Consider the following 15977-nt stretch of genomic DNA (forward strand, 5'->3'; position numbering starts at 1 on the left):
TGCACAAGTGGATGATCCCAACTTAAAAACTGTACGTTTTCTAGCGTGGTGGCTACACGGCGCTTGTAAGTAACCGTCATGCCTTCTGGGTCAAGACCTGGAAGCTGGCTCACCATCGACTCGGTTGGCATAAGAATAAAGCAGTCATTGCCTTTTTCATCCTGCTGAACACCGATAGCATCGAATACGCGGCCCATAAAGCGGGATAAATCCTGTTCGCTATCAAGGGTAATAATGTCTTCAAGCAGTTGTTCTACGCGGCCCTCTCCCGAAGCATTAAGCTCTAGAAGACGATCGCGACCGGCTTCAAGCTGCGCCACGAGCTGGCTATTAAGCGTAACACTCATGTTCACTAGCTCATCACGGGCGCTTATATCGTCAGGGTGTAAGCAGGCACCAATAAGCAATGGCTTCACGTCGTCAAACACACCAGAGCCCGTGGGGCAGGTCTTTTCGAAGGCATTCAGCCCTTCGTGATACCAATCTAGTAATACGTGCTGCGCGGTTTTCGCTAAATACGGCACGTGAATTTGTACGGTTTGGGTTTGGCCAATACGGTCAAGACGACCAATACGTTGTTCAAGCAGATCTGGCGTGATAGGCAAATCGAACAGCACCAAATGATGAGCGAACTGGAAGTTACGACCTTCGCTACCAATTTCACTACACAGTAGAATTTGTGCGCCGTCTTCCTCATCAGCAAAATAATGGGCCGCCTTGTCGCGCTCCACAATGCTCATGCCTTCGTGGAATACACTGTGGCGAATACCGGTTTGCGTGCGAATAACCTCACCTAACTCTTGCGCTGTACGGGCGCTTGCGCAAATAAGCAGAATCTTTTCTGGCTTAACGCTTTGCATGAAATCAAGCAGCCATTCAACGCGCGGGTCTTGCTTGGTCCAGCTGTTAACCACGCTTGCCATACGTTCAGGATACAGTGAATAGGTTAAGTCGCCGCCGCTCACGGCATCTGAATAAACCTCAGGCAAAGCCAGTTCGTAAGCGCTTAATTTACGCATCGGAAAGCCTTCGATATTGGCGCGGCGGTTTCTAAACAGCATACGGCCTGTGCCGTGACAATCGATAAGTTGGTGCAGCAGCGCATGGCGATTTTCCGGCGCACTTAAATCACCCGCATGTTCCATTACGTCAGGCGCGAATTCTGCGAGTTTGCTGCGTTGTTTGTCGTTAGGCTCGGCGTCTGAAAGTAATGGCGCTACCGCATCGGCCAGTTGGCTGTATTTCGATTCTTCATCTAAGAATGCATCGTAGCTATGGAAGCGAGCCGGGTCGAGCAGGCGCAAGCGGGCAAAGTGGCTTTCGTGACCAAGTTGATCAGGCGTTGCGGTAAGCAGTAATACGCCTGGCGTTTGGTTTGCCAGCGCTTCCACACACAAGTATTCTGCAGAGGGAGCCTCACTTGACCACGCAAGGTGATGGGCTTCATCGACAACCATTAAATCCCATCCTGCAGCTTGAATTTGCTGCTGGCGTTTTTCGCTCTTGCTTAGGAAGTCGATACTACAAAGTACTAGCTGGTCGTTTTCGAATGGATTCACAGCGCTCGCGTCAGATGTTTCGTCATCTTGTAAGCCTTCGCTCTTCTCTATAGCCTCGCAACGACTTTCATCGTAAATGGCAAAAGGAAGGTTAACGCGACGAAGCATTTCAACTAACCATTGGTGCATGAGCGAGTCTGGAACCAAAATAAGCACGCGCTCTGCGCGGCCTGTTTTAAGCTGCTGGTGAATAATCAACGCGGCTTCAATGGTTTTACCAAGACCTACTTCATCGGCAAGTAATACGCGAGGTGCGTGTCTGCCGCCTACCTCTGACGCAATGTGGAGTTGGTGCGGAATAAGCGATATGCGCGCACCTGCAAGACCAATGGTGTTTGAACGTAAGTAATCGTATTGATGATCTAAAGCACGCTCGCGCAAATCGAACCATTTAGGGTTGTCTAATTGCTGACTGAACAGGCGCTTTTCAGGTTGGTTCAAGCGAATGTGGCTGTCTAGCATGGTTTCAGGTAATCGCGCTTGCGCTTTGGTGTCTTCGCGAAGCCCGTGATAGATGAAAAGATCTTGGCTTTCTTCTTTTTCAGTAATGGTCATTTCCCAGCCGTCTTGGCTTTTGACCGTTTCGCCAATTTCAAAAATTAGTCGCGTAAGCGGCGCATCTTGCTTAGTATACTTTCGCGCTTCGCCTGTTGCTGGATACAACACTTCGACAGAACGGAAGTCGCTACCGATAACGACACCTAACCCCAGCTCTATTTCTGTGTTGCTTAACCAACGCTGACCAACTGAAAATTGACTATCTGAACTCATAAATCACCAACCTATTTTTCGGGGGGCGGTATTGTACGCATTGCGTTGTGATAAGTCATTAATACTAGCTCATTTGATTTGCGGTTGCAGGTGGGGGGATTGAGTACCTATGCCTTGCGTTAACAAGACGATTAGCACTAGTAGGCCTTCTTTGCTTCACAACGAGAATGCTGGTAGCAAAAGAATAAGAACGTTGACGTGCCCATCAGGCTTGCTTTGTCACAGGGTTGGCGTAAAACTGTCGTATCACTGACCATGGATATTTCTTACTGTTAACCGCGTTACGTTTTTAACGTATGTGAATCGCAGCTAACAGGAGGAAGCGCGAGATGGATATGAAAGTAGACAGTCAAAAGCTTATACAACTTCGCAATGCTAGGGCATGGAGTCAGCAGCATCTGGCAGATGTGTCTGGATTGAGTTTGCGTACTATTCAGCGAATTGAGAAAACACAATCTGCATCACACGATTCAATAGGCGCACTTGCTTCAGTTTTCGAAACGACGCCCGATGCGCTTTTAATGGGTGAAACCCACGCCACCACAAGTCATCCTCAAGGGCTGCCAACCTCGCAAACTTCTACTGCGGGCGAGAATGCCGCAGCTCATCATTCAATTAAGCTGCAGGGTGACCGGCCAGCGTCGTTGAATCCCCAACATGTTCTTTGGATCACGCTAGCGCTCGCCATCAGTTTGTTCGTTGCTATTTATTATGCGCAAACGGTCAATGCAAACAATGGTAGCAACCAAGTAATTGAAGCTGGCAAGCCAGTTAATGTCAGTAGCGAAGTCCTTGAAGATGCAACAAGTTGGCTGGAACTTATCGACAGCGGTGAATATGAACAAAGCTGGAAAGAGAGTGGGGCTATTTTTAGAAGCGGTATTTCAGTAGCTAAATGGACCGAGGCGATGCAGCTAGTCAGGGAGCCATTGGGGGCGGCCAAGTCGAGGGAAATCGCGTTAGCACAAGCGCCAACTTCACTGCCTGGATTGCCTAAAGGAAACTACCTAATTTTGTCGTTCACCACTGACTTTGATTCCCAGACCACAATGAAAGTAGAGACCCTTTCTATGGTGGAAGTTGATGGCGAATATAAAGCAATAGGCTACTTCATTAAGTAGCCTACTCAGGTAACTGGTGCAAAGTTTCAATTCCTTGAATGGCTTTGAAAGCATCATCGCTCGTTGCATTGTTGATGGCTTTGATAAGTTCAGGTGCATTGTAGGGCTCTAACAAGGTTAGGAACGTCGCTGTGCCAGGTGGCATGCCACTATTCACTGCTTTTTGAAGTCGCTTCCATACGGTGAACAGCGACTCCTCACCTAACGTTTTTTGTTGCACCACGCTATCAATGGCGCGGTGCATTATCATCCCGCATGAATAATAAAGATTGAAGTGTCCGTTTTTATAAGCACGAGCCAGCGTTGTTTGCGCCAGCCCTTCAGTACAGCTCTCGAAAGCGCGGGTCATTCGGCTTTCAACGTAGCTATTGGCGTCTTCGTAGAGGAAGTTCATGGCGATTGCCGCAAAGTAGTCGGCGTTGCCCTCGTGCAGCCAAGACTGCTCCTCGTTTTCTGATACACCTTCAGTACTGCCGGGCTGATATAAATGGGCGACTTCGTGAGCAAAGAACCAAAGTGTTTGGTTAACAAAGCTGCTGTTATTGGCCTGCTCATTTAAGTCTTGTCTGTTCCAATGCATAAATATCTGGTTAGGTAGTGTTCCACCTTGTGTAGAGTGATCGTCTACGTTTGCGTAAGAGGCAAATAACATGGGCTTTTCGCCCTTAAGCGGATTAAGAGAATGGGAGAAAAACGCCATCATGTTGGGTATATCTTCTTCTAGCGAAGCTTTAATGCTTTCAGGAAGCCCGGGATCAATTAGGGCAACCACATCATCGGTAATAATTGGCTGTTGCTTACCCACATACACGACTCTTCCATCATTGTTATCTGTCCACGACACGCTGCTTTTCATTACTTTGCCATTCAACACTATGTGTTCATCACTGGGAACATTGAGTGTCAGGTGCCATTTATTATCTTCTTCAGTACAGGTATTAGCACAAGCAAACAGTCGCCCAGAGTGAAAGGCATTTCCACCATCAGAAAAAGGAGAAAATGGTGCGTAATCTTTACCCAAGTGTTTATAGGTGGGCGTCAGTAAAAATGACACGGTAGAGAGGGGCCAGCCTGACTTCGAACGTACAAGTTCTTGGTGTTTGACGTTATCAAAGACGATTTCTATGTCGTTGTCTTGCGCGAACCAACGTGTTGTTCTTGATGTATCTGGGTTTCTAACAAAAGCCAGCGTTTTGGCTGGCGTAGTCAATGTGTAGGTGACTACCCATTTTTCAGACGTATCAGCCGTGCTTTTCTCAACCTTGATTAGAATGTTAGCAGGGGAAGAATCATTGTGCGCTTGGCTATTCGCCCATGCAATTTCAACGTTAAAGCACGCTAGTAGCGATAACGTCATGCTTATGGCCGTTTTTATTTTTGTGATGTTAAGCCAATTCATAGCTGATCTTTCCCTGAGTGTTATTAATTTAAACGCATCCACTTTATTGAGGTGTTGTGGCATTGGGTTAGCCCCCGTGTTTAGTTCACCGCTTCAACATGTACACCTTAGCCTATTTGGGTATCAAAAACGTAGCTAAAACTGCGCTAACTGTAGTTAAAGTGTGAGCATTTGTTACGAACCAAGTATGCCAGTTTCTTGTTTAATGCAGAATGGGAGCGCTGTGCTATCTCATATAACGTGAAAGGACTGTTCGTCGCTTCTCACTTGCTCTAACGAAAAATAAAAAAGAAAAAACAGTGCTAAATCTCAAAAACTGGATTATGGTGGAATTAAGGGTTCGCTAATTTAACAAACGAACCTTTGAGGCAGAAAGAGTAGTACTGCTTCTCAGTCGACGCGAGTAGGGGAAGAAGTCCTGTTTCGAGCGGCATTCTCCTACAACCGTAACTGTAGCTTGTTAGCGCGTGCGTTCATAAATGAACAATACGTCTAACCTGGCTTTATTTACCGGAGTGAAGGATGCCAAGAAAAAATTCTACCGATACTAAGATTTACGTCCTCGATACCAATATTCTGCTGCACGAACCTCACGCTTTTCTCTCCTTTAAAGAACATGACGTTGTTATTCCAATGACCGTATTGGAAGAGCTCGACTACATCAAAGACAGCAAAAAAGACGTGGCGCGTGATGCACGGGTATCCATTCGGGCAATGGAGGATTTACTCCACGACGCAACGCCAGAAGATATGCTAGCGGGTGTATCGATGGAAGGGTTGGGCGCGGGTCAAACGGCACCTACAGGGAGTCTATCTATATTCGCCGATCTCAACATGGTTGAGGCTCAGCAAGTGTTTACCAGCAACGAGAATGACAACCGCATTATTAACGTAGCGCTGCACTTGCAAAAGACGTTCGCGCCGCAAAAAGTGGTGTTGGTTACCAAAGACTTAAACATGCGCCTTAAAGCGAAAGGGGCAGGCCTCGCTCATGTTGAAGACTACCGCACCGACCAGCTAATTACTGACATCAAATATTTATCTCGCGGGTTTCATACCTTTGAAGGTAATTTTTGGGATAGCGTAAAAAGCGTGGATAGCCGCAGCGAAGGGCGCGACACTATTCACACTATCCCCAAGTCTATGTTGCCAGAAGCGTATGTAAACGAGTTTTTGCTCGACGAAACTAAACAGTTTGCAGGTTTAGTAGAAGAGATCACCGACGATCATTTAGAGGTGTTGGATTTAGGTTACGAACGCTTGATGGGTCGTCATGCCTGGGGCATCACACCCAAAAATATAGGGCAGGCCATGGCGCTTCATGCGCTGCTAGACCCACACATTGATATGGTTATTCTCACAGGCCCTGCCGGTAGTGGTAAAACGCTCCTTGCGTTAGCGGCAGCCCTTGAAATGGTGGTAGAGCGTAACATGTATGACAAAATCATTGTCACGCGAAGCACGCCGGAAATTGCTGAGTCGATTGGTTTTTTACCGGGGACGGAAGAAGAAAAAATGTTGCCTTGGTTGGCAGCAATTACCGATTCTTTGGAAGTACTCCACAAGCACGACGAAAATACCAAAGGTTCTATGAATTACATCATGGAAAAAGCCAACATTCAGTATAAGTCGGTAAACTTTATGCGAGGCCGAAGTATTCAAAATGCGATTGTGATTTTGGATGAGTCGCAGAACTTAACCGCGTCACAGCTTAAAACGATCATCACACGTTGTGGTGAAGGAACGAAGCTGATAGTGGGCGGTAACTTGGCGCAGATAGACAGTAACTATCTGAGCGCAGTGACATCGGGGCTTACTTACTTGGTTGAGAAGTTTAAAGACTTCTCGGGCAGTGCCACCATTAACCTAGACGGCGTGGTAAGAAGTCGTCTTGCGAGTTTTGCTGAAGAGAATCTTTAACCTAAGATAACGCGTAAATTGGCAGTATTGTTTTTATAACAGAATACTGTCCTCACTGTTATACTCCGCTGGTGGGAACTATCGGAGTATAACGTGGCTAAATACGAAGTTTTAGCTCACCAACTTAAAGAGCAGATTGAGCGCGGCGTGTGGGTAGAAAATGAAAAGCTCCCATCGCTTCGCAAACAGGCAGCACAAACAGGCTTCAGCCTAATGACAGTGCTGCACGCCTATCAGATGTTAGAAAGCCAAGGCATAGTCAGCTCCCAAGAACGTTCGGGCTTTCTGGTAACAGCTAAAGCGAGCAATGCCTCAAAAGAACGTGTACAGGCCACAGAAGCCGTCAGCATTAACGACTTTGTATATGAAGTGCTGCAGGCCTCTCGCGACCCCCACATGTTCAGTTTAGGATTTGCTTACCCCGACCCAAGCCTTTATCCAAGGCAACATTTAAATAAGTCTATTGCAGCTGCCGCCCAGCAAATTTCCTTGACCAGCGCCATGGATAATTTGCCTCCAGGTAACCTGGAGCTCAGAAAAATCATCGCTAAGCGCTATGCCGCCAAAGGCGTGAATATATCGCCTGATGAAATCATTATTACCGCTGGTGCGCTAGAGGCGCTGAACTTGAGTTTGCAGGCATGCACCACACCAGGAGACTGGGTGGTGGTCGAGTCGCCGGTGTTTTACGGAACGCTGCAGGCGCTTCAACGTTTAGGTCTAAAAGCGATTACTGTAACGGTATCACCCAACACTGGATTGGATGTAGCTGCACTTGAGCGCGCATTTAAAAATCATAATGTGAAAGCCTGCTGGCTTATGAGCAACTTTCAAAATCCTGTTGGATACTCATTGAGTGACGTTCAAAAACAGCAGGTGGCCGCGTTACTGGATAAGTATAATGTTGCCCTTATTGAAGATGATGTGTATGCCGAGCTTTATGCTGATAAGCGTCCACCTCTGCCAATTAAGCATTTTATGAAAGAGGGAGATAGTATGTTGTGTTCATCGTTCTCCAAGTCTTTAGTGGCAGGGTACAGAATAGGGTGGGTCGCCGCAGGTAAGCGTGCCCTTGAAATACAAAAACAGCAGCTTATGAGTACATTGGCAACCAGTGCGCCGATACAGCTTGCGCTTGTAGACTATTTATCCACAAAAAATTACGAGTCTCATTTAAAGCAGCTGCGAAAAAAACTCATCGCTCGTAAGAAGACGATAACGGCGCTGCTTACCGACCTTCTATCAGACGTTGCGACTATTCATACACATAGCGGCGGCTATTTTTTGTGGGTGGAATGCCGGGGGCATGTTGATGCAATGGCTATTTATAAAGAAGCGTTGCGTTTACACATCACCATTGCGCCAGGAAAACTGTTTAGCTTAACCAATGAGTTTAACCATTGTTTTCGTTTAAATGCATCGTTTGCTCTGAATGAAGCGAAGCGCAATCAACTGCTTAAGCTTTCGCTATTTATAAAAAGTCTTTCATAAATAACGCGTTATCACTCTGTGTAACGCAAACCGTAGTTTTTGCACATTCTGTAAAGGGAGCAAGTTTGAAACAAGAAAAACATACACCTTAAAAATCTGCGACTTCAAAGTCTACGCCTTAAATATCTACTCCTTAAAATCTATTGCAACTGATCTATAAAGAAACCCCTAATCTGTTTCTATTTTAACGGCCTTAAATCCCTACCATTAGCGCAAAATTTTCGGAGAAAGCTAATGACGGCAGTTAAAATTCGGCAAGAAGACATCATTGCTTGTACACCCGTAGAAAGCAAAAAAATCTATATCCGTGAGGAAACCGGGCACTTTCAAAAAATACGTCGATACTTGAATGTAATATTAGTGACGCTGTTTGTTGCGCTCCCCTTTATTCAATACCAAGGACAGCAGGCGATTTTGTTTGATGTGGGGCGTCAAACCCTCACGCTTTTTGCATGGGTCTTGTATCCACAAGACCTCATGATTTTTGCCTTTCTGTTTATTCTTGCGGCTTTTGTTTTGTTTTTAGTCACCCGTCATTACGGGCGAGTATGGTGTGGCTTTACTTGCCCTCAAACCGTATGGACTCTCGCTTTCAATTGGGTAGAGCGCCGTATTGAAGGTACGCACAATCAAAGCAAGGCTTTAGATAAGCAGCCTAGCTCACTAACAAAAGTAGTCGTAAAGGGGGCAAAACACAGTGCATGGTTGGCATTAAGCCTTATTACTGCGCTGGTTTTTATGTCTTACTTCTATCCGGCATCTCGTCTATATACGGAGTTTTTCACTTTCTCTGCGCCTGCGTTAATTTCAGGCTGGACTATGTTCTTTGCCGTTTGCACTTATGCCAATGCCGGTTGGCTTCGAGAGAAAATGTGCACGCACATGTGCCCCTATTCTCGCTTTCAAGCTGCGATGTTTGATAACAGTACGTCATTGGTTACTTACAACGAAACCAGAGGAGAAAGTCGCGGACCAAGGAAGCGTTTTTCACAGCACAAAGACTTGGGCGATTGTGTCGATTGTAATTTATGCGTTCAAGTCTGCCCAGCAGGCATAGATATTCGTGAAGGAATTCAGTACGAGTGCATTAACTGTGGCCTGTGTATTGACGCATGCGACAAGGTCATGGCCAAATTTGGCTATCCACTCAAACTTATCAATTTTTCGCGAGCTGGCAGGAATTCTGGGCGTAAATTCACTAACTATCTTTACGGCGCCGCAATCATTGCCATACTGCTCGCAATGGGCGAGTGGGCTATCGACAGGCAGGACTTCGAAGCTTCAATTAGCCGTGACCGCAACGCGCTTTACAGAGAGAACAACGCGGGACACATTGAAAACACTTATACGTTAACCGTTTTAAATAAATCCCGCGTGGCCAAAACCTATGAAATTGCTATAGAAACGCCATCAGATATGCAGCTTATTAACGTACCGACTATAAACGTAGCACCAGGCGAAAAGCGAAATGTGCCATTTTCAGTTGAAGCACTGTCGCCAATGGCTAATACCATGCAATCTGTTAGCTTTGTTATTATCGATAAATCTACCAACAGTGTGATTGGCAATGAAGTGATGTTCTATTCAGGGAATAACAGGCAAATGTAGATGAAACTTAATCTACTACTTCCACTTGGTAGCGCCCGGTCACAATGTTGCGCTCTGTATCTTCGGATACTTGCCCGAAAGGAATGAGTGCCGGTCCCGTAGGATCATAGAGCACGTAAACGTCGCCATCGTGCTCTATGGTTCGGTCATCTGCCATGGGGGTTAATGCAATTCCAAGCAAGGCGTGGTTGGGCAGGTAAAGCACAATCATCTTTGTAGTAGGTAAAAAAGCTCTTACCATTGAAGACGCTAACACTGCTTTACTGTCACAGTCCCCTAGGTTCTGCATAAGCACACTTATGGGCGGCGCATACCCAGAGCCATTACTCACTACTCTATCTTCTAACGTGTCGTAAGGGATGCTTTGCAGCCAACTGAGAATTAAAGAAAAATAGGCTCTAGAATCTGACTCAGACGCGACTTTCTCGTAAAACGCTTGAGAAACGGACACCAAAGGTTTTACTGACTCAGAGATGTAACGCAGGTGATCTGGCTTTATGGCACTTTGGTTAAATATGGTCGTAAAGCGCGTGAAGTAATGTTCATGCAAGTAGCTATCGTAAGCGTTTTGCTGTACGTCACGTAAATGCGCTTGAACGTCTTCTATTTTCTCTTCGTCAGTCCCCGACACTTTAATATTAATGGCTTCTCTCAAGGGCTTGATTGTTACTTTTGCGTCTTTGGGGTCGATAGCCTTTGCTGCTTTGGTCAACGCAACAGTCACGTGTCGCTGTGCTATTTTGGGCTTGTAATTAGTTTGCCTGAGCGGCAAGTCTTCAATTGACTCAAAGGGAATTTCAAACCTGAGGTTATGTCGCTGCTTCGCACCGTCAATCCATTCGTAATAGAACTGCATGCCGGTATCAGTCTTTTTTCTTTTGAACTCGAGTTGTTCAGAGAGCGCATGCTGAGCATGGAAAACCACAAGGACCGTAGCGAGACCAAGGTATCTCGTTACCTTACTAATAAAGCGCCAAATGTTCTTTTTTTTCGAGTTAATGTGAAGCTTCATTGTTATCGTTGGGTTAACTCAATAATTGCTCACTCATTTTGTGAGTATGCGCGTGAAAATGAAAAAAACAAGGCAAAGGCTATTTTGAAGCCTTTGCCTTGGGTCGTGCCAGCCCATTACCCTAGCAGAGGTCGTCAATAGTGCATTGAGAGACCTTGGGATTGTGCTACTTGATTCAAAAACTGTCGATTAGTGGGTAAACCACTGAGTTGTTGCTGAATACTTTGTACATGTTTTGCGTAGGCCTGCCGCTGTTCAGGAGTGTGCAAATTGGCTTGATAGACATCATTGTACTGCGACCTGAATCCCATGCCGTATAGAACAAACAAATAGCTGGCCGCGGGGAACAATTCCTCACGAAGTTCAAAATCAGATGAAATAGGGCTGCGGCTTTTCCACAGGGTTAGCCAATCTTGTAACTGGGTGGAGCAGCTCTCTTGGTTCCGCATATCACGCCAGTACGCAGAAGCTTCACGTTCACTCAACACATAATGAAGCTTTAGGAAGTCGACTATTCTTTCCCATTTTTTTTCGAAAGCCTGATTAAACTGTCGACCAGCCGCTTGGCATTCTTTATATGTTCTAGGCAGTTGTTTTGCTATGTGGGTGGCAGATAATTCAATCATGACAAGCGCCGACGCTTCCAAAGGTTCTAGGAAGCCAGCAGATGTGCCGATGGCGACACAATTCTCTACCCAAAGCGTTTTACGGTAGCCCGGTGAGAATGTGATCTTTCTCGCTTTGCTAACATCCACATCAGCGGTTTTCTTGTCGTGCTTTAAGTAGGTCTCCAGTGTTGCTCTTGCTTCATCTTCACTGCAATGCGCTGAGCTATACACGTATCCCACACCTTTTCTCGAAGGCAAACCAATGTCCCAAATCCAGCCACTGTCTTGAGCTGTTGAGTGTGTGGTAGAGGCAATATCAACTGAGCTGTCAACGTAGGGAGCTTGGATTGCGATAGCACTGTCGTTGGCCAGTACGTTGGAGCAAGATGTTAAGGGGATACCATAGTGCTGACCAATTAACCTTGCCGCAAAGCCTGTACAATCTATGAATAGATCACCAGTAATATTACCGTGTTCACGACCCACTATTGCAGCAATAGGTTCTGAAGATGAGCCAACCACATCATCCACATGATCCACAATATGTTGAACACCTAAAACTGTTGTCGCGTGCTTTTGAAGTAAGGCTGCAAACTTGTTTGCGTCAAGGTGATAACCATAGTTTGCAATGCCAGCATACGCAGGCGTTTGACGCTGCTTGGGGGCGAGATGGTGGTCGCATAATGCGGCCTGGGAACATACGGCATGTGCAAAATCTTGCTCTGCTGCGTAGCTTTGCCACCATGCCGCAACGTCGCTTTCAAAGTACCTAAATGGCAGGCTGAAAGGGTGGTAGTACTGATGTTCAACGGTGTCTGAGCGCCAATTGTGAAAACTGGTACCCTGTTTAAAAGACGCATTGCACTGGGCTAAAAAGGTTTCTTCACTGATACCAATTTTAAGAAGCGTACTGCGCATAGTAGGCCACGTCCCTTCGCCTACACCCAATATACTGACATCTGGTGACTCAACTAAGGTGACACTAATATTGTCATCGTGCTTGTGCGTTACAGCGATGATTGAAGCGGTTAACCAGCCAGCGGCACCACCACCTACAACAACAATACGACGAAGGGGGCTATTCGCTTGATGCATATTTTTCCCAAAGCCTACTTTATGAAAACAAAATGTTAACGATTTGGTTTTTCTTAAATGTATATTAAATGGGGCTTAAATGTGAGTGGAAACGTTTACATAATTAGTCGGTAGTCAGGAAATAGCGCAATTAACTACGAGTACAGGCAGCATTGTTTACTGCCAATAATACACAGGGAAATTACTGGGGCAGATGTTGGTAGTCGGTTGGGAAATTGCGGTAGAGCAATGTTGAAGAGGAGGTAAGTAGAAGCCGACGTTCATAAACGGAAAGGCTGGTACAGAGCCCCTTTATTAACACAAAGGGGCAGGAAGGGATTATTGGTACCAGTTTAGCTCGTCACGTAAACTAACAACTGAACCGACGATAATAAGTGTAGGAGGCTGTAATTGCGCCTCTTCTTGCTTAGCCACAATATTACTCAGCGTGCCTGTTAGTACCGCCTGCTTTTCGGTAGTCGCCGATTGAACTAAAGCGATAGGCGTATTGGCATCAAGACCGTGTTCAATGAGCTTTTCGCAGATAATCGGCAAGCCTGTCAAACCCATATAAAACACAGCGGTTTGATTTTTCTGTGCAAGGGCTGGCCAGTTAAGATCGATAGTACCGTTTTTAAGGTGACCTGTTGCAAACACCACGGATTGTGCGTGATCGCGGTGAGTTAGGGGAATACCCGCATAGCTAGATGCCCCACTTGCTGCGGTAATGCCCGGCACAACCTGAAACTCAATACCGTGCTTAATGAGGGTTTGAATTTCTTCTCCACCGCGTCCAAATATGAATGGGTCGCCGCCTTTTAGACGCACTACGCGATTGCCTTTTTTGGCCTCATCAACCATTAGCTGGTTAATGTCGTCTTGAGGAAGCGTGTGATTGCTTTTGGCCTTACCCACGTAGATTTTCTCAGCGTCACGGCGTACAAGCTCAAGAATTTGCGGCGATACTAAGCGATCATAGACTACCACGTCGGCCTTTTGCATTAAGCGCAAGGCGCGAAAGGTAAGAAGATCGGGGTCGCCAGGACCTGCTCCCACCAAATACACTTGCCCTTCTACTTTTTTGTCCTGAGCCGCGGCTTGCAGTGCTAATTCGAATGCATCATCGGCTTTGTTGTCTTGGCCCTTTTCTACCATTTCAGCAATGTCACCATCGAGCACGTCTTCCCAAAAGTATCGACGAGCGGTAACGCCATTAAGCGTTTGTTTTACTTTTTCGCGGAATTTTTCAGAAAATGCGCCAAGTCGACTTAAGTTAGCAGGCAGCACAGTCTCTAACTTTTGACGTAAATAACGAAGCAAAACAGGCGCTACACCACCACTACTCATAGCAATAACGATAGGAGAGCGGTCAACAATAGAGGGGGTGATGAATTGGCAAAGCGGCGTATTGTCCACCACGTTCACCAACACTTTGTTAGCGCGCGCTAAGTCGTGAATATGTTGATTAACATCGCCTTTATCTGTGGCAATGAAGACCATATCTTTATGGGTGAGGTCACTATTTTCAAACTCGCGTTCAATAAGTGTCACTTTCTCATTTTGCTCCAATTGCTTCACCGTATCGCAAACCCAAGGCGCCACCACGGTGATGGTCGCAGGTGTCTTCATAATAAGCTCTAGCTTACGGGCTGCTACTTCACCAGCCCCAACAATAAGAACATTGAGTTTTCTGGCGTCTAGGAATAACGGAAAGTAATCCATAAAGGTTTTCTTAGCTTCAAATACAAAAAAAGAACTGACACTATTTTGCGCCAATTCTTTTTAATTAGAAAACAACGAAAACAGCCTTTATATTGCTATAAGTTATATAAAGGCTGAATGTATTGCTATTTAGTTCTTACGCTTACGGTTTTCGCGATCTCCGCGATTAGGGCGGTCTTCACGATTGCCGCGAGGCGCTCTGTCACCACGGTTACCACGATCGCCACGACCTTTAGCCGGCGGTGTATCTGACCATTCGCGAATATTCAAACGCTGACCAGCAACACGGGTGCCCTGTAGCGTATCGCGCGTTTCCTTAGGCATACCTTCAGGAAGGTCTACCGTGCTGAAGTTGTCATAAATTTCGATAGCGCCAATGTGCTTCGAATTTATATTTGCTTCATTAGCAATAGCGCCAACGATATTTCCAGGCTTCGCACCATGTACGTGACCTACTTCAATGCGGAAGCGCTGCATGCCTTCTTCAGGCTTGCGGTTTCCACGAGGTACTCTTGGCTTTCTCTCACGACCATCACGGTCACGAGAGTTTCTCTCGCGGCTGTCGCGCTGAGGCTTGCTGTTAATATCTGGACGATCTGATTCTTTAAGAATTAACGGTTCGTCGCCTTGCGCAATTTTAAGCAGTGCCGCCATCAATACTTCAGGGGACGCTTCGTTTTCTTCTTTAATCATCTCAACAATAGGCATTAGTGATTCAATGCTATCGTCTTGGGTTGCTTCGGCAACTGATTGTTTGAAGCGGCTTAAACGTGTTTCATTAATTTCACTAATTGAAGGAATTGGCATTGCTTCAATAGGCTGCTTGGTAGTTTTCTCGATAGAGAATAACAAGCGCTTTTCGCGATGAGAGATAAATAGGATCGCATCACCTTGACGACCAGCACGACCAGTACGGCCGATACGGTGTACGTAAGATTCGCTGTCGTACGGGATATCGTAGTTGATAACGTGGCTTACACGCTCAACGTCAAGACCACGGGCTACAACGTCGGTAGCGACAAGGATATCAATTTTACCCTGTTTAAGTTTTTCAACAGTGCGCTCACGAGCAGCCTGAGGAATATCACCGTTTAGTGGTTCTACGTCGTAACCACGAGCAGAGAGTTTATCTGCTAGTTCAACCGTAGCGGTTTTCGTACGTACGAATATGATCATACCGTCGAACACTTCCACTTCCATGATACGCGTTAGCGCTTCAAGCTTGTGGTGTGGTGCAATTTGGCAATAACGCTGGCGAATGGTGCTAGCTGTACTTACCTTAGACGCAATTTTAACGTGCTTAGGGTCTTTCAAGTATCGCTGAGTAATCTTCTTAATTGGGCCAGGCATAGTTGCCGAGAACAGTGCGGTTTGGCGCTCTTCTGGTGCGTGGCTAAGAATAAGTTCAACGTCATCGATAAAGCCCATACGAAGCATTTCGTCTGCTTCGTCTAGCACTAAGAACTTAAGTTCGCTTAAGTCTAGTGTTTTGCGCTTAATGTGGTCGATGATACGGCCTGGTGTACCAACAACCACCTGAACGCCGCGCTTAAGTTGGCGAATTTGGTTGTCGTACGACTGACCGCCGTATACTGGAAGTACTTTAATTTTTTGACTAAAGCTCGCATAAACCTGAAACGCCTCTGCAACCTGAATAGCTAGTTCACGGGTTGGGGCCAATACCAGTAATTG

10 protein-coding genes are annotated in these 15977 nt (G+C 46.1%); 4 read left to right on the forward strand and 6 right to left on the reverse strand.

All coding sequences use genetic code 11. From position 1 onward, the window contains the following. Positions 1–2330: RNA polymerase-associated protein RapA (gene rapA, locus QVA83_RS12195; protein ID WP_287498502.1), on the reverse strand; the 2330-nt coding region annotated here is incomplete at its 3' end. A gap of 329 nt (positions 2331–2659) precedes the next feature. On the opposite strand from rapA, the gene QVA83_RS12200 reads away from it, so the two are divergent. Beyond that, positions 2660–3451, forward strand: coding sequence for a DUF4019 domain-containing protein (locus tag QVA83_RS12200; protein ID WP_156077864.1), 792 nt, complete (start codon positions 2660–2662; stop codon positions 3449–3451). A gap of 1 nt (position 3452) precedes the next feature. On the opposite strand, the gene QVA83_RS12205 is transcribed toward QVA83_RS12200, so the two are convergent. Next, a complete protein-coding gene (locus tag QVA83_RS12205) occupies positions 3453–4850 on the reverse strand; it encodes a gluzincin family metallopeptidase (protein WP_156077865.1) in 1398 nt (465 codons plus the stop codon). Between the two features lie 522 nt (positions 4851–5372). Here QVA83_RS12205 and QVA83_RS12210 point away from each other — a divergent pair. From QVA83_RS12210 to ccoG, 3 genes are all read left to right on the forward strand, one after another. Continuing rightward, a complete protein-coding gene (locus QVA83_RS12210; protein ID WP_014978266.1) occupies positions 5373–6770 on the forward strand; it encodes a PhoH family protein in 1398 nt (465 codons plus the stop codon). 93 nt (positions 6771–6863) lie between these two features. After that, entirely contained in the window at positions 6864–8261 is a 1398-nt protein-coding gene (locus QVA83_RS12215) for an aminotransferase-like domain-containing protein (protein WP_156077866.1), read from the forward strand. Between the two features lie 234 nt (positions 8262–8495). Next, the gene (ccoG, locus tag QVA83_RS12220; protein WP_156077867.1) at positions 8496–9869 is read left to right on the forward strand and encodes a cytochrome c oxidase accessory protein CcoG; all 1374 of its coding nucleotides are present in this window, start codon (positions 8496–8498) and stop codon (positions 9867–9869) included. Between the two features lie 7 nt (positions 9870–9876). Here the strand turns inward: ccoG and QVA83_RS12225 are convergent, their stop codons facing one another. The 4 genes from QVA83_RS12225 to QVA83_RS12240 form a co-directional block, all read right to left on the reverse strand. Then, complete coding sequence (locus tag QVA83_RS12225; protein WP_231513034.1) at positions 9877–10881, reverse strand: hypothetical protein; 1005 nt, start codon at positions 10879–10881, stop codon at positions 9877–9879. 134 nt (positions 10882–11015) lie between these two features. After that, positions 11016–12584 carry a tryptophan halogenase family protein gene (locus QVA83_RS12230; RefSeq protein WP_156077868.1) on the reverse strand — a complete coding sequence of 523 codons (1569 nt, stop codon included), beginning with the start codon at positions 12582–12584 and terminating at the stop codon, positions 11016–11018. Between the two features lie 318 nt (positions 12585–12902). Then, on the reverse strand, positions 12903–14285 hold the full coding sequence (gene cysG, locus QVA83_RS12235; RefSeq protein WP_156077869.1) for a siroheme synthase CysG: 1383 nt from the start codon (positions 14283–14285) through the stop codon (positions 12903–12905). A gap of 129 nt (positions 14286–14414) precedes the next feature. After that, on the reverse strand, positions 14415–15977 hold a 1563-nt coding region (locus QVA83_RS12240; RefSeq protein WP_287498503.1), incomplete at its 5' end, for a DEAD/DEAH box helicase.

This window comes from Alteromonas sp. AO-Serp (genome assembly GCF_017849675.1).
Taxonomy (GTDB): Bacteria; Pseudomonadota; Gammaproteobacteria; order Enterobacterales; family Alteromonadaceae; genus Alteromonas; species Alteromonas macleodii.